Raw genomic sequence first — 23,021 nt, 5'->3', positions numbered from 1 at the left:
CGCTGCTCGCGCGCCGTGTCGGCGATGATGGCGTCGGTGTGGCTCGGGTTGCGGGGCGCCGCTGCGCGTTAGCTTTGAAGTATGCTTTCGCTGTTCCTTCGGTCCTGGTCCCGATGAAGCGACCCTCGTTCTCCACACAGCTCGTCATCCTGTGGGCATTGGTAGCAGCGCTATGCGCCATGCTCGTCGCCATCGTATGGTTCATGGCCGCCTCGGCCGAGAGCCAGCAGATCGCAGGCGCGAGGCAGCAGGCAAGGACCGCTTGCGAAGCGGTGGCCGCTCGCTACGACCTTTCGCGTCCCCTCTCGACTGCCGAAGGAAGCACGGATCTCATGCGCGTCGTGATCAACACGGTTCTTGCGCAGGCGCCGGGCGTCGAGGGCGGGTTTTGGACTTCGGCCGCCCACCAGGCCGTGGTGCCAGGCAGCACCCCGATGAACGTTTTTCTGGCTTACGCCTTTCCGACCTACGAGGGCAGCGGCATCAAGCGCGATATTCCGCAAGCCGAAACGCCGCTGATTCTGCGTATTCTGGGAACGGCTGCGGCCACGCATGCCACCGCGGCCGATGTCTTCCGCAACGGAGCGGATGCGGTCGTCGTCGCCGCCTGCCCGGTGAAAATCGAGCCCACGTTGTTCGCATGGATGCTGACCCGCGCCCGTCCGCCTCTGGGCTCGCATGGCGAACGGCTTGTCATGGGGTTGGCCGCCGTGCTGGCCGTCATTCTCGTGGTCGCCGTCCTCCTTGCTCTGGCGCTGCGTCGCTGGCGGCGCAACCTTGTCCGTCTCGAGTTCGCGCTGTCGTCCGATGATGGCGCCGGACGCCACACGCGTCTGCCTTGGCTCGGCGAGCCGGAGCTTGACCGGCTTGTCGACGCAGTGAATCGATACGTCGTGCGCGCCGATCGGCTCCAGCAACAGGCCACCGATCTCAGTGACAAGCTGGCCCGCGCCGAGCGGTTCAGCGTGCTGGGCAAGATGGCGGCTCAAATCGCGCACGAAATACGCAATCCGGCAGGCGCGATGCGGCTAAAGGCCGAGAATGCACTGGCGGGCGACAGCGAACGGCAGCAGGGCGCGCTTCGCTTTGTGCTCGAGCAAATTGGACGGATCGAGACGCAGGTCGCCAGTCTTCTTGCCCTGACAAAGCCCGTCGCCATCAGGCCGCAAGCGGTGAATGTCGGGCAGTGGCTGGCGCAAGCCGTCGAGTCGCACCGTGACCTGGCGCACCAGCGCCGTATTCGGTTGACGCTCGAGTCGAAGCTCGATGACCTGGCCGCTGCGCCGCCACATCAGCCGGCATTCGACGCAGACGAGCTTCTGCGCGCACTCGACAACCTGCTATTGAATGCGCTGCGTCATGCCGGCGAAGGTGGCATTGTCAGGGTGACCGCCCGATGCGAACGGCCGGACGGGCGCCCGTATCTGGTCATCGCCGTGTCCGACAATGGGCCGGGCGTACCCGCAGACGCGCGCGATCGCATTTTCGAACCATTCGTGACGGGCCACCCCGACGGATCGGGCCTGGGCCTTGCCGTGGTCCGAGAAGTGGCGGCCGCGCACGGCGGCAATGTCTATCTTGACGGCCAGCCTCCCGGCGCATGTTTCGTGATCGAGATTCCATGGCAACCATCCTCGTAGTCGATGACGATGACGCATTCCGTGAGGGGCTGGCGGAAACGTTATCCGACCTTGGACATCGTGTCGTGCAAGCCGCGTCGGGAGAGGCGGCCCTTGAACGCCTGCATGGCGGGCACGCGGTGGACTGCGTCTTTCTCGATTTTCGCCTCCCGGGGCTCGATGGTCTCGGCGTACTGGAGCGATTGCGCGGCGACGCTGCGTTGACGGCCGTGCCTGTCGTCATGCTGACGGCACATGCCACCAGCGACAACACAATCGGTGCCATGCGGCTGGGTGCGTTCGATCATCTAACGAAGCCCGTCGGGCGCAGCGACATTGCCGCGCTGCTCGAACGAATCTTTTCGGCGAGCCGCTTGCCGGCCGCGACGAGCGCCGACGACGCGCCATTCGCCGAAGAACCCCTCTCTGATGGGCCGTTGCTGCTCGGCGTGAGCGAAGCGATGCGCACGGTCCAAAAGCAACTGGGCCGCGCCGCCACGACCGACGCCACGGTCCTGATCACGGGAGAGACCGGAACCGGCAAGGAGGTCGCCGCAAGGGTCCTGCACGAGGCATCGAGCTATCGAGAGGGCCCGTTTGTCGCCGTGAATTGCGCGGCGATTCCTCATGAGCTACTGGAAAGCGAACTGTTCGGCCACGGCAAAGGCGCCTTCACGGGGGCTGTTACGGAGCGCGCCGGCAGGATCGTCGAGGCGAATCGCGGCACGCTGTTCCTCGACGAAATCGGCGATATGCCGCCCGCCATGCAAGCCAAGCTGTTGCGCGTGTTGCAAGAGAAGTGCGTCACGCCGCTCGGAACGAGCCGGACCGTGCCGATCGATGTCCGCGTGGTGGCCGCGACGCATCGCGATTTGGAGGCGATGGTCGACGCGGGCGGGTTTCGCCAGGACTTGCTTTATCGCTTGAACGTCATTCCATTGCACCTGCCCCCGCTGCGGGAGCGTATCGCCGACATCCTGCCGCTGGCCGAACACTTCCTTGCTGCAGCGACGAAATCGGCACGCCGCGCGATGCATCTCTCCGTTGCAGCGCAACGGCGCCTCGTCGGCCATACTTGGCCGGGCAACGTGCGGGAACTCAAGAACGCCATCGAGCGCGTCTCGTCGCTGGCGCCCGGCCCGACGATCACCGGGGATGACCTCGCGTTTCTCGGCGGGCGGCCGACGGCCGCGGAACCGGCGTTGCCCGCCGACTTCGCCGACCTGTCGCTCGCGGAAGCCGTCGAGCGTGTCGAACGCGCGATGATTGTCCGCGCACTTGCGCTCGCAAACGGCAATCGAGCCGAAGCCGCACGTCGGCTCGCCATCAGCCGGCAGTCGCTCTACACGAAGATGGCCAGTCTCGGCCTGGCCTAAGCCTGTCCATCAACACGACACCGGGTGTCCAGCAATCGGACGCCTTTAGCTTCGGTGCCTCCCGTATCTCCTTCCACTGGCGTCGCTTTGCGCATGGCATAGCGTTTGCGGTGCACGGCGGGCACCTTTCCAACCGAAGGAGAAACACGATGCACTGGATCGACCCGGCATGCCTGCCCGAGACAAAGGGCACGGTCACGCAGTTCCTGCTCAACCCGCACGGCGAGCCCGACGGCCTCATTCTCGATGGTCAGCGGCAGGTTCATTTCCCACCTCACCTTGGGACACAGGTGATAGAACGCGTGGTGCCTGGTGACGTCGTCACCGTGCGAGGCGTCGTGCCACGCGCTGCCGATATGATCGCGGCCGTGTCGATTGGCGTGGGGGACGGCGAACCCATCGTCGACGAAGGACCGGACCACGAGGCCAAGCAGCGACACGAGAAGGCGCAGATCGAACGCACCGCCATGGACGTCAGCGGGACGGTGGTGATGTCGCTGCACGGTCCCAAGGGTGAATTGCGCGGTGCGCTGCTCGAAGACGGGACATCGCTTCGCGTCCCGCCGCATGCGGGGGCTGAGCTCTCGGAGTATCTGACACCCGGTGCCTCGGTGCGTGCCTGGGGGCACGGGGTGACGAACGCGCATGGCAGCACCGTCGAAGTCGACGAGATCGGTCACTGCGTCGAGTCGGAAACGGAGCGCACACCGCACGTGTAATCGGGCCGTTCCAAGCAAAACGGCATGAGTGGTTCGAAGCGGGAGCGCATTTGCCGCGCCCCCGCACCTGTCGGGCACGCAGCTTGGGCCCAACCGCGAGGGAGGTCACGATGAACGCCGGGGCTCACGATGCGACGCCTGCCAAGACCGTTCGCACGCCTTCAGCGAGAAGCCTGCGGGGGCTCGATGGACTGAGCTTCCTGATGGCCGATGTGCGCGATGGTATCGGTCCGTTTCTCGCCGTTTTCTTGAAAGGGACCCAGCATTGGTCGTCGGGGGATATCGGCCTGGTGATGGGCGCGAGCGGCCTGGCCGCCGCGCTGAGCCAGATTCCGGCCGGGATGCTGGTGGACGCCACGCGCGCAAAACGCGCCGTCATTGCGGTATCCGCCGGTATGGTTGCGGTGGGCTGTTTGCTCATTGCGCGTTGTCCAACGCTCCCTATCATCCTGGTGACGCAGACTGCGCTGGCGCTCGTCTCGGCCGTCATCGGACCGAGCCTTGCAGCCTTGAGCCTCGGTGTGGTGGGGCACTCGATGCTGGCGGCACGCGTGAGCCGCAACGAAGGCTTCAACCATGCCGGCAACGTGACCGCCGCGTTGCTGGCCGGCACGCTAGGCCAGTATGCCGGCACGGCATGGCTCTTTTATCTCGTGTGCGCGTTCGCCGCAGCGAGCTCGCTCACGGTTCTGCTGGTGCGGCCGTCCGACATCAACCACGAGTTGGCGCGGGGCGGTGAAGCGTTGCGCACGGCTGAAGGCAAAGGCCGCCCCGTTCCGCTGAAGACGCTTGTCCGGCGGCGGGACCTCATGATGTTCCTGGCCACCGTCGTGCTCTTTCATTTCGGCAACGCTGCCATGCTCCCGCTCGCGGGACAGATGATCGCGAAGGCGGCACCTGGCAGCGATGTCGCCGCGCTCGGAGCGTGCGTGATTGCGGCGCAACTTGTCATGATCGCGGTGGCGGCCGCAGTGGGGCGCGCCGTCCGCGCAGGCGTGGGCCGCAAAAAGATTTTCCTGGTGGCGCTTCTTGTGCTGCCTGTGCGTGGCTTACTCTTCGCCGTCACGGATAACCCCTACGCAGTCGTCGCCATCCAATTGCTGGACGGCATCTCGGCCGGGATCTTTGGCGTGATCGGCACCGTCATCGCATCGGATCTCATGCGCGGCACCGGACGCTTCAATCTCGCGCAGGGCGCGATGGCGCTTGCGGTCGGCCTTGGTGCCGGATTGAGCAATCTGACCAGTGGCTTTGTCGTGGACCAGTTCGGCTTTGCGGCGGGCTTTCTCGCACTGTCGGCGATCGCCGCGGTGGCATTGATCGTCTTCGCGCTTTTCATGCCGGAGACTGGCCGACCGGAGGAGACGGCCGCGATGTCAAGGGTGCGGCTCCCCCGCGCTGGACGGCAATCAGGGGCCCGTGCCGCCGTACACGGAAAGCCTGTCGTAGCCCTTGACGCGATAGACGACGAACGAGGCCACCCAGGCAAAGAGGAACACGCTGATGATGACGAAACCGAGGTTGTAGAAGTTATCGTTCAGCAGCCCAATGACATCCCAGAATCGGCCTTGCGGCTTGAATCGATTCGAGAGCAGACCCAACGTTTCAATGCCGCCGATCAGCACGGCTACGACAACGGACACGAGCGTAATCGTAAGGTTGTAGTAGAGCTTGCGGATCGGCCGGACGAATGCCCAGTCGTAGGCGCCCAGCATCAACACGCCGTCGGTCGTATCGACGAGCGACATTCCGGCCGCGAACAGAATCGGAAAGACGAGCACGGTGCCGATCGACACCCCCTGTGATGCCTGACTGGCCGAAAGCCCGAGCAAACTGACTTCGGTGGCGGTATCGAACCCCAGCCCGAACAGAAAGCCGAGCGGGAACATCCAGATTGGTTTCGACACGAGGCGGAACATGGGGCGGAACAACCGCGCCAGCAGCCCGCGATTATTCAGCAAGAGATCGAGGTCATCATCCGCATAGGGCTGGCCGCGGCGCACGCGGTTGAATGCGTTCCACACGCCGCGCAAGATCATGATATTCATCGCGGCGATAAGAAATAAGAACAGCGCAGAGATGCTGGTGGAAACGACCCCGCCGATTTCCTTCCACCCCTCGACGCGATGTTCCAGCGCGGCGGCCGTGGCGGCGATGCCCGCGGCAACGATCAGCACGACCGCGGAATGCCCCAGGGCGAAGAAGAAGCCGACGGACACCGGGCGCTGTCCATCTTGCATCAACTTGCGCGTGACGTTGTCGATCGCGGCGATGTGATCTGCGTCGACCGCGTGCCGCAGGCCGAAGCCGTAGGCGAGCAGGCCCGTGGAGAGTAAGAGCGGATGCGCGTGAAAGGCGATATACGCCCACATCCAAGCGCCGATGTTGAATACGGCGAGTACGCCGTAGATGGCAATCACGCGGTGGCGTAGCGCGCCTTGAACGGCGGCCGTTTGCGAAGCAATTGACATGTAGGGATCCTGAGGTCGGGCTGTCCGTGCAACGGGCGACCACCGAAAGTGGCGCTTGCGCATCGGGACACCCCGCCCCATGCGGCTGCTTGGACCTCGAGCGATGGCAGGTCTCCTGGCTCGCGGGTCGCTGTCCGGTGCCGACCTTCCCGGAATTCCAGTGGTCGCTATTGGCATGGACTCGCCGCTTACAGTTGCGGGGGCAGCCGCAGACTCGAAGCGCGAACCGCCTCTACTGCGTTCCCTTTTGATCCCCGTGCGGGGAACCATCGGTGTCAGAGGGTACGGAGTAATGTCCGCGACTGTCAAGCCGGGCAAAAACGCCAGGCAACAGCCGGAACGGCTTCCGAGAGGTTGGATCCCGCATTCAGACCTATGGCAGGACCGTCAGTCGTTGCGCTGGACAACCCGGTCCAGCCTTAAGCGACGCCTTCCCAGAGCGCATCGAGACGCACATGCTCGGCCACGACATCCGCCAACTTGTCTATTGAGGCAAGCCTGCGCGCGTCGTGATCGACATGTTGCGCATCGTCGACGCCCGCCCACCGCAGCAGGGCTTCGCATGCATCGGGCGAGTCGAACAACCCATGCAGGTAGGTCACCAAAATCTGCCCGTCTTCGGAGATCGCGCCGTCGGCTCGCTCGTCTGTGCCGCCTCCGAGACGAAGCGCCGGCCGTGAAAACGCCGGGCCTTCGCTCGCGCCCATATGGATTTCGTAGCCTCTCGCCGGTACGCCGCCGCCCAGCAAAAGCGTCCCCGACGTATTGACGAGTTGCTTATGCGGCTCGAGCGTGGTGACGAAGTCGAGCAATCCCAAGCCCGGCGTACTGGCGACATCGCTCTCGATCGCGAGCGGATCGCGCAGCTCACGCCCCAGCATTTGCAAACCGCCGCAAATGCCGATCAATTTGCCGCCGTAACGCAGATGCCGGCGAAGATACGGCTCCCAGCCGTGTTGGCGCAGCGCGTCCAGATCGCGCTGCACGCTCTTGCTCCCGGGCAAGATGACGAGATCGGCAGCGGGAATGGCATCGCCCATCCGCACGAAACGGAAATCGACTTGCGGATGCGCCCGCAACGGATCGAAATCGGTGTGATTGCTGATGCGCGGCAATGCCGGTACGACGACGCGCAGTGCGGGATCGGCGTCAGCGGCCGCCCGAGCGCCTTGATGCTTGGGCAAGGCGTCCTCGGCATCGAGCCAGAGGCCCTGAATGAACGGCACGACGCCCAATACCGGCTTGCCCGTTTGCGCCTCGATCCAATCGATTCCGGGTTGAAGCAGCGATACGTCGCCGCGAAACTTATTGATGATGACGCCTTTCACGAGCGCGCGTTCATCTTCCGCGAGACACGCCAGCGTGCCGAGGATTTGGGCGAATACGCCACCGCGATCGATGTCCGCGACGAGCACCACCGGACAATCGACCGCCGTTGCAAATCCCATGTTCGCGATATCGCCTTCGCGCAGATTGATTTCGGCCGGGCTGCCCGCGCCTTCGATCAGAACCAGATCCGTCTTGGCTTGCAGCCGCGCGAACGATTCGAGCACGGCTTGCCGTGCAATGGGTTTATAGCGATGGTAGGCGCGCGCATCGAGGTTGCCCGTCGATCGGCCATGCACGATCACCTGAGCGCCGATCTCGCTGTTGGGCTTGAGCAGCACCGGATTCATATCGACTTCGGCGGCGATGCCGGCCGCCAGCGCTTGCCACGCTTGCGCGCGGCCGATTTCTCCGCCGTCGACGGTGACGGCGCTGTTGAGCGACATGTTTTGCGGCTTGAAGGGCGCCACGCGCAGGCCGCTGCGCGCGGCGATCCGGCACAGCGCGCCGACGAGGGTACTTTTGCCCGAGTCGGAGCTCGTGCCCTGAATCATCAACATGCCAGCCATGTCACTCGTCCTGAACGGCAAAGGAAGGGGGAACGCATGGCGCTATGGGCGACAGGGACGTATGATGTCCACCCGCCGATCGACGCCTGACGCTAAATTCAAAGGGAGGAGTGTAATTGAACGCTTGCAGAGCACGCCACCCGGCTACGCTCGATTACGTCGAATGATTGGCATGCTTGGATTCTCCGCCCCGGTCACTTGCGCGCTTTGTTTTGCCGGCGTCGCAATGGACGCGATATTGGGCGAGCCGTCGCGCGCCCATCCGCTCGTGGCTTTCGGCAAGCTCGCCTCGCGGATCGAGCGCGCACTGAATCCGGACGCGCATGCGGCGCATCGGTCCGCGAAGGGTGTGGAGGCGACGGACGAGCCTCGCCCCTTGCGCACGCGCATCATCGGCATCGCGGCTTGGACCTTGGCCGTCGTGCCGCCGGTTGCGTTACTGGCGGCTCTGACTCGTACGTTGCCTGCGATGCTGTCTTGGCCGCTTCAGGTCGTTGCGCTGTGGTTCGCGTTGGGCGCACGTAGCCTGATCGATCACATCGCCCCGGTGGAACAAGCCCTGCGCGCGGGCGATCTTGAGCGTGCGCGCGGGTTGACGGCGCGCGTGGTCACGCGCGATCTTTCCGACGCGGACGAGCCGGCTGTCGCGAAGGCCGCTATCGAATCGGCGCTGGAAAACGGCAACGATGCCATCTTCGGCGCATTGTTCTGGTTCGTCGTCGCAGGGGGTGCCGGGGCGGTCGCGTTTCGGCTCATCAATACGCTCGATGCGATGTGGGGCTACCGGACGCCGCGCATGCGTTACTTCGGTTGGGCCGCTGCGCGCCTGGACGATGCGGCGAACTATATTCCGGCGCGTTTGACGGCGCTGACGTACGCGATCTGCGGCAACGTGCGCAGTGCCCTTGCATGCTGGCGAACCCAGGCGACGGCGTGGGAGAGTCCAAACGCCGGGCCGGTGATGGCAAGCGGAGCGGGCAGCCTCGACGTCGCTTGTGGCGGCGCCGCCTGGTATCACGGCGTACTCGAGCCGCGGCCCGTGCTCGGATGCGGGCAGGCGCCACAGGCGGCCGACATCGGCAGGGCGTTGCGGCTCGTCAAGCGCTCGATCGCACTATGGCTTGGGGCGATTGCACTGCTGGCAATCGTTACGACGGTTAGGTGAAGGCTTATGGTTCAACTAGTTGATGCAACGCCGGTGCCGCATGGCGGCAATCTCGGGCAAGCCGCCGAGCGCTACGGGATTCCTCGAGAAAACTGGATCGATCTATCGACCGGCATCAATCCGCACGGCTATCCGGTTCCTCCGATCGATCCGCAAGCATGGATCCGGTTGCCCGATGATCGGGACGATCTCGAAGCGATTGCAGCTAACCATTACGGTGCGCCACGCGCCTTGGCGGTAGCCGGAACACAGGCCGCGATTCGCATGCTGCCCGCCGTTTTGCCGAAGGGGCGCATCGGCGTCGGCCTGTTGACGTACGGGGAATATGCGCCGGCGTTCGAGCGAGCGGGCTTCACAGTCGCGCGTTTCGTGACATCGCAATTCGCCGATCTGGGCGCTGAAGGGTCGTTCGTATTGGACCCGGCTCGTGAGTTGCCTGCGGATTTGACTCATCTCGTTCTCGTCAACCCGAACAACCCGGGTACCGAGCGATACGCGCCGGGCCAGCTGATGCAATGGCGCGAGCAGTTGGCGGCGCGCGGTGGAACGCTGATCGTGGATGAAGCGTTCGTCGAATCGATGCCGGAGTTCAGCGTGGCGGGTGCGGTGAACCGTGAAGGGTTGATCGTGCTGCGGTCCATCGGGAAGTTTTTTGGGTTGGCCGGGGCGCGCGTAGGATTCGTCCTTGCGTGCTCGGAGGTCGATCGGGCCATGCGCAATTTGCGCGGCCCTTGGACCGTTTCGGGGCCGGCACGGCTGGCCGTCCGGGCCGCTTTGCTCGATACGGGCTGGCAAGCCGAGACGCGCGCAAGGCTGATCGCTTCGGGTGCGCGGCTTGCGGATGTGCTCGGCCGATTTCATCCGACGATATGGCAGACACCGTTGTTTTCATGGGTGCGCGATGAGCAAGCCGGGCGATGGCAAGAGGGGCTTGCGCGTCAGGGCATTTGGGTGCGCCGCTTCGATGTGATACCGGGCGTCCGTTTCGGGCTTCCTGGCGATGAGGCGGCATGGGCGCGACTTGAAGCGGCATTGAATGTCGTCAAGGTGGAGGCGGGGATTTGATGGGAAACGATGAAGTGATCAACCGGAGAGCGGATCTTGCAGAGGCGATTGCGTTCGCCCGGACGCAATCGCCTGTTGGGTCTCCGTGTATCGATGTGTGTCGGTTGAACCCCAGCAGCGGGCTTTGCGAAGGCTGTCTTCGCAGCCGCGATGAAATCAAGGCATGGAAGGCGTTGAATGATCCGGATCGGTTGGCGTTGTTGGCGACTTTGATGCGGAGGGTGGACGAGGGTATCGAATAGGCCTGAGGCCATCGTTGAAGTCACGGCGGGCCCGGGCGGTAAAGCCGCCTTGCCTGCGTGAGGCTAAAAAGCCCCACCCTCGAACAGCGCAGCCGCGAGCGCCGGATTCGACGGCCAATAGGCGTGCATATAGGTGGCGGTGATCGCCCCCGAGCGGAACACCGGCTCACCCGCTGGGCCGCCTTGAGGCCGCGAGGCATAGCGATCCACGGGCATGTCGGTCGTCATACTCGAATAGTGAAACGCGTGTCCGGTCATCTGGCCGTGTTTCGAATCCAGCGCCTGCATCCCAAGTGCACGAAGCCGTTCGTGCATCGTCGCGTGTCCCTGAAGCACGCCGAGCATCGGCGTGCGGACGCCATCGCTATCCGTCAGGCTATCGAGCAGGTACAGCATCCCGCCGCATTCGGCCACGATGGGCTTGCCTGAGGCGGCGTGTGCGCGAACGGCGTCCGCAGTTGCCGTATTGCTTGCGAGCGTCGCGGCATGCAGCTCCGGGTAGCCGCCGGGCAAGAATAAAGCGTCCACCGCGCCGGGAACGGGCTCGTTCGCCAGTGGCGAAAAGAACGTCACGCGCGCGCCAAGCGCATGGAGCAGATCGATATTGGCGGGATAGATGAACGAAAACGCCGCGTCGCGCGCAACGGCGATATGCCTGCCCGCGAGCAACGGTGGCACCGCTCGCGGCGATGGCTGTGCGAACGAGACCGGCGGGGGCAAGTCGGCCAGCGCGGTATCGGCGAGTGCATCGGCCGTCAGCGCAATGCGATCGGCGAGACGATCGATTTCGCTCGCCTGATGCAAGCCCAAGTGCCGTTCGGGCAGCGCGATTTGTTCGGAACGGGGAAGATGGCCGAGCCAACGAACGTCGGCAGGCAGGCTCTCCTGAAGCATCTGCGCATGACGCGGCGAACCGGTGTGATTGGCCAATACCCCGTAAACCGATAGACCGGGCCGATAGTGCGCCAGGCCGAAGGCCACTGCACCGAACGTCTGCGCCATCGCTTGAGCCGAAATCACCGCGGCAACAGGCACACCGAATGCCACGGCCAAATCGGCGCTGCTAGGCGTGCCGTCGAAGAGCCCCATCACGCCTTCAATCAAGATCAAGTCCGCTTGCCCGGCTGCGTCGGCCAACAACCGGCGGCACCCCTCGTCCCCCACCATCCACAGATCGAGCGATTGCACCGGCATGCCGCTTGCCTGCTCGAGAATCATCGGATCGAGAAAGTCCGGGCCCGTCTTGAACACGCGCACCTTTCGGCCGAGCCGCCGATGCAGCTGCGCGAGGCCGGCTGTCACCGTTGTTTTGCCTTGCCCGGACGCCGGGCCGGCGATCAATAGAGCGGGGCAGGCCGGCATCGTCAGAACTCTACGCCGCGTTGGGCTTTCACGCCTTGTTCGCGATAGGGATGTTTGACCAGCCGCATCTCGGTGACAAGATCGGCGGCTTCGATGAGTGCATCGGGCGCATGCCGCCCGGTCACGACGATGTGCTGCATCGGCGCCCGCGCCGTCAACACGGCGAGCACTTCGTCGAGCGGGAGATAGTCGTACTTCAGGACGGTGTTGAGCTCATCGAGGATCACCATCCGGTAGTTGCCGCTCTCGATCATCGCAACGGCTTCGTTCCAGCCTTTGCGCGCGGTGGCGATGTCGGCTTCGCGGTTCTGGGTGTTCCAGGTATAGCCGTCGCCCATCGTGACGAAATCGCACTGAGCGTGGGCGCCCAGAAAATCGCGTTCGGACGTATGCAAGGCGCCTTTGATGAACTGCACAATGCCGACTCGTTCGTTGTGACCGAGCATCCGCACCGCCATGCCGAACGCCGCCGTGCTTTTGCCCTTGCCGTTGCCGGTATTGACGATCAGCAAGCCTTTTTCGAGCGTGGCCGACGCCTGCTTCTTCTCGTGGCCTTCGCGGCGGCGCTGCGTCATACGCAGATGCGATTCATTGTCAGTCTTCATATCGATTGAGTTCCTTGCACTTGGACTTGACCTTGGCCTTGGCGTTTTTCCTACGCCTGCTTTTGCACTTGCGCATCGCGAGTCGGATCTTCTGTTTGCGAGGCAGCGATGGCCACCGTGACGCCGTCGAGCGTGCATTTATCTTGCACCAGTTTCCCGCCGCGTGAGGCCAGCAACGCGCACGGCTTGCAGACGCCGGGTACGCCGACGTGCGCCTGAACGTCGAGCGAACCGCCCAACGACGGATGACAAGCGAAACACGCTTGCACCTCATCCGCCGAAAACGTGACCAACGGCAACTGGTGGCGTTCGCAGAACGCGACGAGCGCCGGTTCGTCCGCTTTCGATTCGAGCGTGGCCACGCAGGCGACGTCCGCCATCGTGTGCGATGTCAAAGCCGCGCGGACCGCGGCCTCGATCTGGTCGACGGAGACCCCTCGCCGGCATCCGATCCCGACCGCCAGCGAGGGCCCCCCCACCGCCACATCCTGGGGGCAGGCGAGCGCCGCGACGCTGCCGATCACCAGAATCGCGGGCGACCCGAGGCCCATTCGACGTACTTCGGCCGGCAGCGTTTCCAGCGTTGCCATGGTTTGACGCTGCGCGGGAAGCGTGGCTGATTCGATGGCGACGCACGGTGTGCCTGCGGCCATATCGGCGCGCAGCAGGGCATCGACGATACCGTCGAGCCGGCGCATGCCCATATATATGACGAGCGTCATGCCCGTGGCCGCCAACGCCCGCCAATCGGGTTCCTTCTCGCCGGCACTATGTCCGGTGACGAAGATGGCGCCCTGTGCGAGGCCGCGATGGGTGACGGGAATCCCTAACGTGGCCGGCGCCGCGATACCGGCGGTGATTCCGCTGATGATATCGGTGCGAATGCCGGCGGCTCGCAACGCCTGCAGCTCTTCGCCGCCACGGCCGAAGACGAACGGATCGCCACCCTTTAGCCGCGCTACGCTGCGGCCAGCCTTCAAATGCGCGAGCATCGTTGCCACGATTTCGTCTTGCGGCGTGGAAGCGCTGCCGCCGCGCTTGCCGACGGACACGATTTGCGCATCGGCGCGCGCCATTTTGAGGATATCGGGGTTGACGAGATCGTCGACGAGCACCACATCGGCCAAAGCCAGCGCGCGCATGGCCTTGACGGTGATCAGTTCGGCGTCGCCGGGGCCCGCGCCGATCAGCCACGCCCGGCTCATCGCCGGTGCCCCCGGGCGGACCGATGCGCCGGTGCGCGGGCGCAGCGGACCGCGCCGGCTCGCGAATGACTCGAGGGGGCGGCCCATACGGCGCCGAGGCGAGGAGGCATGGTTGCGGAAAGCCGGAGATGAAGGGCACCGAAGATACCACGTTGGCGGACATGAAGGCGAAGTGGGCTGTCAGGGGCGCGTCGTCGGCAGAGCACGCCGCGCTCAAGGCGGAGCACGAGCAGGCATAAGAGGCAGAGAAAGCCTCCTTCTTTCTCGGCTGGTGACGCCTGCCAATGTCGCCAGTCTCGGACGGTGCGGCGCGGTCTGCCCTTGCATTCAGGACTGCCTTACCTTAAAGTAAGGAGAGCAATGGAGGTGTCAAGATGACAGCAGCAACCATCACTTCAAAGGGCCAGGTCACCATTCCGGTAGACGTGCGTAATCACCTTGGCCTCGAGTCCGGCGACCGAATCGAATTCAGCTTCAACGAGGCGACGGGCCGGTATGAGCTTTATCCGGCCACGCGCTCGCTCGCGTCGCTCAAGGGTATCGTGAAGAAGCCCGCGAAACCGGTGTCGATCGAGGACATGAACCGGGCCATCGCCGAGCAGGGGGCATCTGCGCGATGATCGGACTGGATACGAACGTGTTGGTCCGCTATTTTGCACAGGACGACGCGGTGCAGTCGAAGAAGGCGACCGCGCTGATGGAATCCCTGTCGGCCGAACGGCCGGGATACGTTTCGCAGGCCGCGCTGATCGAAGTCGTGTGGGTGCTCGGGCGCTGTTACGGCGTTGAACGAGAGCAGATGAAGGACATCATCGATTCGATGATCGGCACGAAGGAACTGGTCGTTGAAGCTGCGGACACGGTTCGAAAGGCGCTTCGTGTTTTCGTGGCGTCTACGAAGGCCGATTTCGCAGACTGCCTGATCGAGCGATCAGGGTATGTAGCTGAGTGCGAGTACACCGCAACTTTCGACGTGGCGGCTTCGAAAGTCGCAGGGATGCAGTTGATTAAGTAATCAACAGCCCATGACCACCGATCGTTCGATCGTGCTACGATTCGCGATGCCTGACTGACAAACGAAAGCAGGCATTGATGAACCCGTAGCAAACTGCAAAAGACCCTCCTCGAACAATGTACGCAGCTGCCTGGCCTCCCGCAAAAACGCACTGAACGCCTTCGTCGATGCAGTGACTGCATCCTCCTTGGTATTCGTCCCGGAGCTGTTGTGAATAACAGTCCGGCGATGTCGCTCGAATCGATTTATCACATCCAGATTCGTGCGCCTGCGTTTTCAAGAGACCACAAACATGCGTATTCTCAATACGATGGCGGCTCGTGCCATCCCGCTCGTTCCCCGTTCGCTGCTCCGTGAGATCTCCCGCCGCTACATCGCGGGCGAAACGCTCAACGACGCCTGCAAGCGCATTCATGCGCTCCACACTGCAGGTTTCAGAACTACTGTCGATGTGCTCGGCGAGACTGCGTCGTCGTCTGATCAGGCAGAGTCGATGACTCACGACTATCTCAATCTAGTCCAGGCGCTCGGTGCGGAAAATGAGCCCGCCGAGCTTTCAATAAAATTGACCGCCCTGGGACTGCATCTCGACCAAGACGCGTGCATGGCACGAGTTTCGATGATTCTGCGATCGGCAGCATCGCACGGGATCAGTGCATGCATCGACATGGAAGATATTAGTTGCACCCAGAAAACGCTGGACGCGTTCTTGAAGCTCGAAGCTGACGGATTTGCAGTCGGAATCGCACTCCAAGCGTATTTGACGCGCACGAACAATGACATCGTTCCACTGCAGGCGCGCAAGAGCCGCATGCGCATTTGCAAGGGAATTTATGCAGAGGCAAACGAACATCTCGTCGACGGCGCATCGAAGGATCGGGCAGCGATCAATGCGCACTTTGTTCGGCACGTTTCGAGCGCGATTCACGCGGGGTCATTCGTCGGCATTGCAACCCACGATGCACAATTGATTGATACGCTGACCAATTGGCTGCAACGCGAGCGGATCGACAGATCGCGGTTCGAGTTCCAGATGTTGCTGGGGGTCTGCGAAACGCTGCGCGACGCTCTGCTTGCGCAAGGATTTAACGTGCGCGTGTATGTACCATACGGTCATGACTGGTACGGCTACAGTACTCGGCGAATCAAGGAGAATCCGCGAATTGCTGGATATATCCTGGCGGCGATGATACGCAGCGATCGGGCACGCTAACAGTTACAGCAGGATCGGCGGAGCGGTACCGGCCAGATCGTTGGTTCCGCTCTTTGCGTTTGTCGAAGATGACCGTAAAGGCATTGCGCTTCGCAAGGCGGTTTGCGTCTCGAACGGCTGCTCTTACCGCCGCAAGCTGAGCGGGGGGGCATGCCGTTCGCGTCGCAGGGATTGCATTTCACGCATGCCTAGCGACGTTTCGTCGCATCCGCAATGTAACGAGGGCCGCACATGAGTATCCTCATGTCCTTGTCTCCCATCACTCGCAGAGAAGACCACTGGCATACCCTTGTTCCAAATGACAAAAAAATTCCTGCTTTTCATTTTTACCGCGGTCCTTATGGCTGCAGCTGCTTTGGCTGGAGCCGTTGCATTTGGGACTTCCTCTTTGCCGCCACCTCTAGCGGATGCTGCTGGGCCTTTCAAGAAGATTGACTTCCGCGATCAGCCATCGCTCCAATCATTTCAGGCTCGTGACGGAACTAGGCTGGCTTATCGCGTTTACCCAAGTCAGGGAAAAAAGTCTGTCGTAATGTTGCATGGAGCGGCAGGCAGCGGCTTCATGCTTCATGCTTTGGCTAAGGCTGCACAAGCGTCTGGATATACCGTTTATGTGCCAGATGTGCGTGGGCATGGTGCTTCAGGTCCAATTAGTGGTGATATTTCCTACATTGGTCAATTGCAAGACGATTTGACTGACTTCGCACAATTTATTCACCGGATTCAACCGGAAGTCAGCCTTTCATTGTTAGGGCATTCGGCCGGTGGCGGCTTGGCACTGCGATTTGCAGGAGGGCCAGAAAGTGCATTATTTGACCGCTATGTGCTTCTATCTCCACTGCTGGCACGTGATGCCCCTACGGTGCGACCTGGAGCAGGTGGTCTTGCTAAACCATTTAAAGAACGTTATATGGGTTTAACTATTTTAAGTCGGTTTGGCTTCCACCGTTTTGAATCGTTGCCAGTCTTGGCCTTTGCTATGCCAGCAGCACCAGGGAATATAATTACACCGCTTTATTCGTATCGGCTTAGTGAGAATTTCACACAAAACAGCCACTACCTTGAAGATTTTCGCTGTGTCACCAAACCAATGAGTGTTTTGGTTGGGGCGAATGATGAATTTTTCTACGCGAATAAATTTGCCCCCTTGATACACGAAGTTCGACCGGATATTGCGGTGGGTGTTGTTCCAAATGTTGGGCACATGAGTATCGCATTGGAGCCGGATTCCATTCAGCAAACAATTGCGGTACTGAATGCTCTGTAAACGTGCCCGGCAAATTGAATGTCAGGTTTCAGGACAACGAGCATTCGCACGATCAGCAGGACGCCCATTCGAGTGGGTTCTCCGTTGCGTTGACCGGGACGCCGGTCGATACAGTCCGCAACATGCGTCAGACGACTGCGTCGGGCAATGGATTCCAGCGGTGGGAAGGCGCGAGCAATGAGGTGACGGCCACCACGCTTGACGCGCCGTCTGTGTCGATGTCCTTTAGTCACAGCAGCAGTTCGAGTTCGAACGACCTCACGAGCGTCACGAATGCCGGCAGCACGATTCGCGGCGGCGGAAATGTCGCGCTGATCGCCACGGGCGGGGCGCGCAAGGACGACAAAGGCAATCCGATCGATGGCGATATCACGGTGACGGGCTCGTCGATCACGGCGGGGGGGATCGCCGCGTTGGACGCGAACCGCAACGTCTTGCTTCAAGCATCGACCGATCAATTGCAACGGAACATGCAATCGAGCAGCTCGAGTTCGGGCTTCACGCTAGCTGGCGCGAGTCCGGGTGACTCTGTCCGGTGGGTGTCGGGCGGCCCCAACAGCAGTGGGGTGGGGGCGTCGCCCTATAACGCGAGTGGTGCCAATTCGAGCGGCGATTCGGCGACGATGCAGCAGACGGCAAGCGCCATCGTGGGCAACAGTGTCGTCGTAAAGAGCCATACCGGCAACATCGATGTCATCGGCTCGGGCATCAGCGGCATGCAGGGCGTGGACATGATCGCCACTGAAGGCGCGATCAACGTGTCGGCGGGCACGGATACGAGCCGGAACCATCAAGAATCGAGCAGCAGGCAGATCGGCGATCTGGGCAGCAACGGTACGGGGACAGGGTTCACCGTTGGCGTTTCGAATACGCACATGGTGCAGGACACGGCGGCGCAGACGCAAAGCACGATTCGCTCGCAGATCGTCAGCGGGAACGGCAGCGTGACGCTCAATGCGAAGCAGGATCTCACCGTGCAAGGTACGGATCTATCGGCGGGTAAGGACTTGACGCTGATGGGGCAGAACGTGAAGCTCGACGCGGGCACGGATGCGACGCAAAGCAGCATGAGCCAAAGCGCAAGCCAGTTCGGCGTGACCACGACGGTCGGCGGAGCGCTGGGCAACGCCGTGGCGACGATCAACCAGAGCATGGCGGCGGCGCGGCACACCGACAATAAACGTTTGGCCAAGCTGGACGAAGCGCAAGCGGTGTTGTCTGCGTACGAAGCCTATCAGGCCATCAGTTCGGCTTCAAAAGATTTGTCTAGCGGGCCGAGCCTCGTGAAGGTGACGGCGAGCATCGGCGGCGGCACGAGCCACAGCGATGCGGAAAGCAGTTCGGTCACGAATGACGGCAGCACGTTGAAAGCGGGCGGCAACGTCACCATCGTCGCGACGGGCAGCGGCGCGAAGGACGCGGACGGCAACGCGGCCGACGGCGACATTACGGCACGCGGCACGCAAATCACCGGGCAGAACGTGGAGCTAAATGCCGCGCGTGACATCAATTTGCTAAGCGCACAGGACACGACCCATCAAACGAGTCAAAGCAGCAGCAGTGGGGGGAGCGTGGGCGTAGCCTTCACGTTCGGCGGGCAGCAAAACGGCTTTTCGGTGGAGCTGGCGGCAAGCGCCGCGAAGGGCCGCATGAATGGCGACAGCGCCACGAATCGCGACACGCAAGTGACCGCGAGCCAGACGTTATCGCTGACGAGCGGGCGCGACACGAACCTGCGCGGTGCGGAGGTGTCGGGCAACACCGTGGATGCGAACGTGGGCCGGGATTTGAACATCGCGAGCCCGCAGGATACGAATACCTACGACAGCAAGCAGACGAGCGCGGGCATGCAATTGAGTATTTGCGTGCCGCCGTTCTGCTATGGCGCGAGCGGTTCGGGAAGCGTCAATGAGGAGGCGATCAAGGACAACTATAAATCGGTCGGTCGGCAAAGCGGCATCTATGCGGGCACGGGCGGGTACGACGTGCAGGTGGGCAATCATACGCAGTTGGACGGCGGGGTGATCGCGAGCAAGGCCGGTGCGGACGAGAACACGCTGTCGACGCAGACGCTGGGCTTCACGGACCTTCAGAACACGTCGGAGTACTCGGGCACGAGCTTCGGGTTCGGTGCGAGTGGCGGAGGGATCTCCAAGACGCCGAGTTCCCAGGGAGCGGCGGCCGCGGGGCCAACGCCTGGCTCGCAGAATACGACGGGCGTGGTGCAAACACGGAGCAATGGGCCGGGGCCGACGAATTCGATGGGTTTGGGGCCGAGCGGATTAGGCGTGGCAGGCACGATTAGCAGTGAATCGGGGACGACCTATGCCGCGGTGAGCGCGGGCACGATCACCGTGCGAGGCGATGCGGGTACGGGGAAAGACAGCACCGCGGGGCTCAGTCGCGATACGACGCATGCGAATGACGGAGCGTTGGCGAACACGTTCGATGCGCAGAAGGTGGGCGACGACATGGCGATTCAGTCGCAGACGGTGCAGGTGGGGATGCAGGTCGTGGGGGATGTGGGCACGTATCTGAAGAACCGGGCGGACAAGAACGTCAAGGATGCCAATGGCCGGTTGGAGGCGGCAAAGAGTGCAGGGGATGCTGACGCCGAGGCGCAAGCGCAGGCGGATCTGAACTCGGCGACGCTGGAGCAAGCGTTGTGGAAAGACGGCGGTGCGGCGCGCACGGGGGCGCATGCGATCGTGGCGGGCTTGGGCGCGGTGATGGGCGGTGGTAATTTGCTCGGAGCGTTGAGCGGTACGATTGCGGGGGACGCGGCGAATTCGGCGATCGGCCCGGCGTTGGACGATTCGCTGGGTGGCAACATTCTGAAGAATCTTGTGTCGGGCGCGGCGGGGGCATTGGCGGGGGCGTTGGTAGGAGGGACGTCCGGTGCGATCAGCGGAGCCAATGGGGCGCTGGGGGCGGATCTTTACAATCGGCAGTTGCACCCCGATGAACGGCAGTGGGCGAAGGATCATGCGAAGGACTTCGCGGCGGTCTACGAAAAGGCTACAGGCCGGTCAATTACGCAAGACCAAGCAGAGAACATGTTGCTTGCGAACGGATATATAAGAGTTGATTCGGCGGCGGCAAGCGGAGGAACGGGGTACGATGCGACTGCGGCGCAGTACCTGACGAAAAACGCTGGTGGGCTGTTCACCAAGGACCAGTACTACAACAATCCGTTCATGTTCGGTAACGCCGACGGATCGGCGACGCCGGAGCAGCTGGCAATGCCTGGCGGCAAGTCTGTTCCTGGTGCCGGCAACGTTGCAGCAGCGGGCCTGGGTCTCACGGTTCTCGGCGGAGCCGCACCAGGAATCGCGACCGCTTGGGCATTGGGTACTGCATACGATTACGTGGGCGATTCGATTAGCCATATGACGGGATTGTCTAAGGACACGCCCGATTTCACAAAGTCATTTACAGTTGGAGGCATTGGCGCCGCTGCTGCACCATTCGCATTGCCCTTGGAAGCTTTGGGATCCAGCACGCTTGGAAAGACCGTCGTAGGTGTGTACAACAGTCTTTGGGCAGGAACAGCGGCTTTTGGAGCCACGTCTGTGACGACGCCGTCGAGCAGTCCATCTCTTGCAGGAGGGTTGGGCATGACTGCAGCGGGAACGGGTCTGCTGACTCAGTCATGGTTGCCCAAACCGCTGGGCGATATCTTGAATCAGGTGATCCAAACTCTTCCTGGTCCTGTTCAAACGGGAATTGAGAATGGATCGAATTCGAAGAAATAGCGCCTGTCGGTGGAGAATTTGATGAATAAGGTAGATCAAATCATTTCGTTCCCAGTATTCCTTTGGAATAGGGGGGCGGGCGCGGCAGCGTTGGCTGTCGTGCTTGTCATGATATACGCTGCTCTGCTCTTCATATTCGGACGCATTTTTTATCGAGTCTTAAATATCGCACACCGTCCCTTGACGAAAGGTCCTGCGCAGGTCGAGGCAGCGAAGATTGTCGCTGCACACCACGAATTGCAGGGGCGCTACTTGGTGAATGTGCAGGATCGCTATATCCTCGATCTGCGTATCAGCGGCAAGCTCACAAGCTGCGAAGTGTCAAAGTCTGTATTTGATAGCATATCGTCTGAGCCAGTAGTAGTCGTTGAGTATATTGTTGGCAGATTCGATAGGAAGCCGAGATCTGTACGGGTGCTTGATGCCGCGTAGGGGATACCGGCGAGACGCCTTGTTGGCACGGATCTTTACAATCGGCAGTACCACGCCGATAAGGACCCGAAGAAGGACGAGCGGAAAACGCTTGATGCGCTGGAGGACGGGAAGAGTGCGGACGAGAAGCAGAGGCTTGAGGACGCTGCCTGCTATCTGGTGCATTGTGCCGATCAGATGTCGGATGGCAATCCAGCCAAACAGGCCGCTGTAGATTCCGAAAACCGCGGGGCGCTTGATACGAAGCAGCAGGGGGGAACTAGCGTCGACCGGGTTGTTCAAGTATGACCCAGTCGTTGATCGCGGACTTGATACGCTTGGTGCAGCGTGGGATTGGACTGGCCCAGGCGCAGTACGCGGAGCGAAGAACTTCTTCAATGGCGGTGCGGCGGACTCAATAAATCAATTTTTTAGACAGGGCAAGGGTGCCCAGTCGCCTGCTGACGATCTGACAAACGCCAATAACAACGGCGGTACAGGAGGGCCGACGGCAACGGCGGTGGTGACGCCGCCGATGCCTTTGATGACGCCTGAAGGGCCGGTTCCTGGTCCGAGTGTGGCAATTCCGGGTAGTCCTGGATATGTGCCACCGACAGCGACGGTGTCGAGCAATAGTTCAAACGATGATGCTTCCGATTCGAGAGGCGCGGCGCCTCCCAACTTGAGTCCGCCGGGCGCAGCGGGGCATTTAACGCGGCCAAACAAGGTGCAGGAATTCTGACGAGCCAACAGCCGAGTGCTGTTTATCCGAACACGGATAGGCGAGGCAATCCTCAGCCAGGCTCCCAGTACGAATTCACGGTCCCGACTCCAGGTGGCGGTACAGATAAGGTCATAATTCGCGATGATGCAGGCGGGCACTACTACGGTGAGGGAAATCCGCAGAATCGTGGTCCGCACTTCAACGATCCCGCAGGAAATCACTATGACTACTGAGATTAGCCTCGCCATAGCCGTCGACGCATTCACCGACAATGACATTGTCTTGCTGGAGCGGAGCGCGTTCCCAGACGGACTTCAGTTGGCCGCGCTTGAGTGGTCCGCACGAGGGAATGCCAGCCTCGACGCCTTCCAGCGCGTGCTGGACTTCGTCCTAACGCTGTTAGCCAATTGTATGAATGACTACGATATCTGGTTGCTCACCGGTGATTCAGTATGGCAGCCAGATACTAGAGTTGTGCGCTATAGAAAGCGGTTCAATGCGCTCAAGATGAGGGGGATCGATTTCGAGTCAGTGCCGGAGCGATTCGAATCCGCGATTGAACAGGATGGAAAGATCAAATTTTATGGTGCCGTTCGTCTTGACAGATCGCTGGCGTCGGCCGTGTCGTTGGTAACGGCGCCTGGATCATCGGCGTTTGTCGTGGCGAAGCCAAAGAGTAGCAGTATCGAATTTCTTCTGGCGTCGGGATGGTCTGGAAAGCTTAACGCGGATAGCCGCATGGTTGCAGATGTTGTCGCTATCGGCGGCATTGTTTTGCAGCGGTTCGGTTTCTTCGATGATGCGCGAGCAGGAATCATAGCTATCGGTGGCCCAGATGTGCTGCAACGGGTCGTGAGCGAATTTTGAAACTGGGCGGATCTTTGCAATCGGTAGCTTCACACTGACAAGAAT

The 23,021-nt window shown here is 61.8% G+C and carries 19 protein-coding genes, 1 pseudogene and 1 riboswitch; of the genes and pseudogenes, 15 read left to right on the top strand and 5 right to left on the bottom strand.

The genetic code is table 11. The annotated features are described in order from the left end of the window. Nucleotides 1–113: 113 nt before the first annotated feature. From ACTHL0_RS25250 to ACTHL0_RS25235, 4 genes and pseudogenes are all read left to right on the top strand, one after another. Nucleotides 114–1,640 carry a sensor histidine kinase gene (locus tag ACTHL0_RS25250; protein ID WP_440569802.1) on the top strand — a complete coding sequence of 509 codons (1,527 nt, stop codon included), beginning with the start codon at nucleotides 114–116 and terminating at the stop codon, nucleotides 1,638–1,640. Next, nucleotides 1,622–2,995, top strand: coding sequence for a sigma-54-dependent transcriptional regulator (locus ACTHL0_RS25245; RefSeq protein WP_440569801.1), 1,374 nt, complete (start codon nucleotides 1,622–1,624; stop codon nucleotides 2,993–2,995). The genes ACTHL0_RS25250 and ACTHL0_RS25245 overlap by 19 nt, the downstream gene beginning before the upstream one ends. Nucleotides 2,996–3,144: 149 nt before the next feature. Beyond that, nucleotides 3,145–3,714, top strand: coding sequence for a hypothetical protein (locus ACTHL0_RS25240; protein WP_440569800.1), 570 nt, complete (start codon nucleotides 3,145–3,147; stop codon nucleotides 3,712–3,714). 110 nt (nucleotides 3,715–3,824) lie between these two features. Further along, nucleotides 3,825–5,078 (top strand): annotated as a pseudogene (locus ACTHL0_RS25235) (MFS transporter); the annotation flags it as partial. Between the two features lie 45 nt (nucleotides 5,079–5,123). On the opposite strand, the gene ACTHL0_RS25230 reads toward ACTHL0_RS25235, so the two are convergent. Continuing rightward, nucleotides 5,124–6,185, bottom strand: a complete 1,062-nt coding sequence (locus tag ACTHL0_RS25230) for a HoxN/HupN/NixA family nickel/cobalt transporter (RefSeq protein ID WP_440569799.1) — start codon at nucleotides 6,183–6,185, stop codon at nucleotides 5,124–5,126. Between the two features lie 88 nt (nucleotides 6,186–6,273). Further along, a riboswitch (cobalamin riboswitch) is annotated at nucleotides 6,274–6,471 on the bottom strand. A 133-nt stretch (nucleotides 6,472–6,604) separates the two neighbouring features. Next, nucleotides 6,605–8,080, bottom strand: coding sequence for a cobyric acid synthase (locus ACTHL0_RS25225; RefSeq protein WP_440569798.1), 1,476 nt, complete (start codon nucleotides 8,078–8,080; stop codon nucleotides 6,605–6,607). A 172-nt stretch (nucleotides 8,081–8,252) separates the two neighbouring features. On the opposite strand from ACTHL0_RS25225, the gene cbiB reads away from it, so the two are divergent. From cbiB to ACTHL0_RS25210, 3 genes are read left to right on the top strand one after another with little or no spacing between them, the layout of a single operon-like run. Continuing rightward, nucleotides 8,253–9,245: an adenosylcobinamide-phosphate synthase CbiB gene (gene cbiB / locus ACTHL0_RS25220; protein ID WP_440569808.1), complete on the top strand. Its 993-nt coding sequence runs from the start codon at nucleotides 8,253–8,255 to the stop codon at nucleotides 9,243–9,245. Between the two features lie 6 nt (nucleotides 9,246–9,251). Further along, nucleotides 9,252–10,310, top strand: a complete 1,059-nt coding sequence (gene cobD, locus ACTHL0_RS25215) for a threonine-phosphate decarboxylase CobD (RefSeq protein WP_440569797.1) — start codon at nucleotides 9,252–9,254, stop codon at nucleotides 10,308–10,310. Further along, nucleotides 10,310–10,552, top strand: a complete 243-nt coding sequence (locus ACTHL0_RS25210) for a DUF1289 domain-containing protein (protein ID WP_440569796.1) — start codon at nucleotides 10,310–10,312, stop codon at nucleotides 10,550–10,552. The genes cobD and ACTHL0_RS25210 overlap by 1 nt, the downstream gene beginning before the upstream one ends. 63 nt (nucleotides 10,553–10,615) lie before the next feature. Here ACTHL0_RS25210 and ACTHL0_RS25205 read toward each other — a convergent pair whose 3' ends face one another. Genes ACTHL0_RS25205 through cobA form a run of 3 tightly spaced genes read right to left on the bottom strand, consistent with a single transcriptional unit; the run spans nucleotide 10,616 to nucleotide 13,811 of the window. Then, the gene (locus tag ACTHL0_RS25205; RefSeq protein WP_440569795.1) at nucleotides 10,616–11,914 is read right to left on the bottom strand and encodes a cobyrinate a,c-diamide synthase; all 1,299 of its coding nucleotides are present in this window, start codon (nucleotides 11,912–11,914) and stop codon (nucleotides 10,616–10,618) included. 2 nt (nucleotides 11,915–11,916) lie between these two features. Then, nucleotides 11,917–12,519, bottom strand: a complete 603-nt coding sequence (gene cobO, locus ACTHL0_RS25200; protein WP_440569794.1) for a cob(I)yrinic acid a,c-diamide adenosyltransferase — start codon at nucleotides 12,517–12,519, stop codon at nucleotides 11,917–11,919. Nucleotides 12,520–12,569: 50 nt separating this feature from the next. Beyond that, nucleotides 12,570–13,811, bottom strand: coding sequence for a uroporphyrinogen-III C-methyltransferase (cobA, locus tag ACTHL0_RS25195; RefSeq protein ID WP_440569793.1), 1,242 nt, complete (start codon nucleotides 13,809–13,811; stop codon nucleotides 12,570–12,572). 287 nt (nucleotides 13,812–14,098) lie between these two features. Between cobA and ACTHL0_RS25190 the strand changes: the two genes are divergently transcribed. The 8 genes from ACTHL0_RS25190 (at nucleotide 14,099) to ACTHL0_RS25155 (ending at nucleotide 22,976) form a co-directional block, all read left to right on the top strand. Further along, a complete protein-coding gene (locus ACTHL0_RS25190; protein WP_440569791.1) occupies nucleotides 14,099–14,344 on the top strand; it encodes an AbrB/MazE/SpoVT family DNA-binding domain-containing protein in 246 nt (81 codons plus the stop codon). After that, a complete protein-coding gene (locus ACTHL0_RS25185) occupies nucleotides 14,341–14,739 on the top strand; it encodes a PIN domain-containing protein (protein ID WP_440569789.1) in 399 nt (132 codons plus the stop codon). The genes ACTHL0_RS25190 and ACTHL0_RS25185 overlap by 4 nt, the downstream gene beginning before the upstream one ends. 292 nt (nucleotides 14,740–15,031) lie before the next feature. Beyond that, on the top strand, nucleotides 15,032–15,952 hold the full coding sequence (locus tag ACTHL0_RS25180) for a proline dehydrogenase family protein (protein ID WP_440569788.1): 921 nt from the start codon (nucleotides 15,032–15,034) through the stop codon (nucleotides 15,950–15,952). A 298-nt stretch (nucleotides 15,953–16,250) separates the two neighbouring features. Then, nucleotides 16,251–17,219, top strand: a complete 969-nt coding sequence (locus ACTHL0_RS25175) for an alpha/beta hydrolase (RefSeq protein WP_440569787.1) — start codon at nucleotides 16,251–16,253, stop codon at nucleotides 17,217–17,219. A gap of 14 nt (nucleotides 17,220–17,233) precedes the next feature. Next, a complete protein-coding gene (locus tag ACTHL0_RS25170; protein ID WP_440569786.1) occupies nucleotides 17,234–20,974 on the top strand; it encodes a hemagglutinin repeat-containing protein in 3,741 nt (1,246 codons plus the stop codon). 21 nt (nucleotides 20,975–20,995) lie between these two features. After that, nucleotides 20,996–21,406: a hypothetical protein gene (locus ACTHL0_RS25165; RefSeq protein ID WP_440569785.1), complete on the top strand. Its 411-nt coding sequence runs from the start codon at nucleotides 20,996–20,998 to the stop codon at nucleotides 21,404–21,406. A 714-nt stretch (nucleotides 21,407–22,120) separates the two neighbouring features. After that, nucleotides 22,121–22,342, top strand: a complete 222-nt coding sequence (locus ACTHL0_RS25160) for an HNH/endonuclease VII fold putative polymorphic toxin (protein ID WP_440569807.1) — start codon at nucleotides 22,121–22,123, stop codon at nucleotides 22,340–22,342. After that, nucleotides 22,332–22,976 carry a hypothetical protein gene (locus tag ACTHL0_RS25155; protein ID WP_440569784.1) on the top strand — a complete coding sequence of 215 codons (645 nt, stop codon included), beginning with the start codon at nucleotides 22,332–22,334 and terminating at the stop codon, nucleotides 22,974–22,976. The genes ACTHL0_RS25160 and ACTHL0_RS25155 overlap by 11 nt, the downstream gene beginning before the upstream one ends. Nucleotides 22,977–23,021 lie beyond the last annotated feature (45 nt).

Source organism: Trinickia sp. (assembly GCF_051961175.1).
GTDB lineage: Bacteria > Pseudomonadota > Gammaproteobacteria > Burkholderiales > Burkholderiaceae > Trinickia.
The sequence above is the reverse complement of the archived record's forward strand: the minus strand, read 5'-3'. Positions and strand labels throughout refer to the sequence as shown.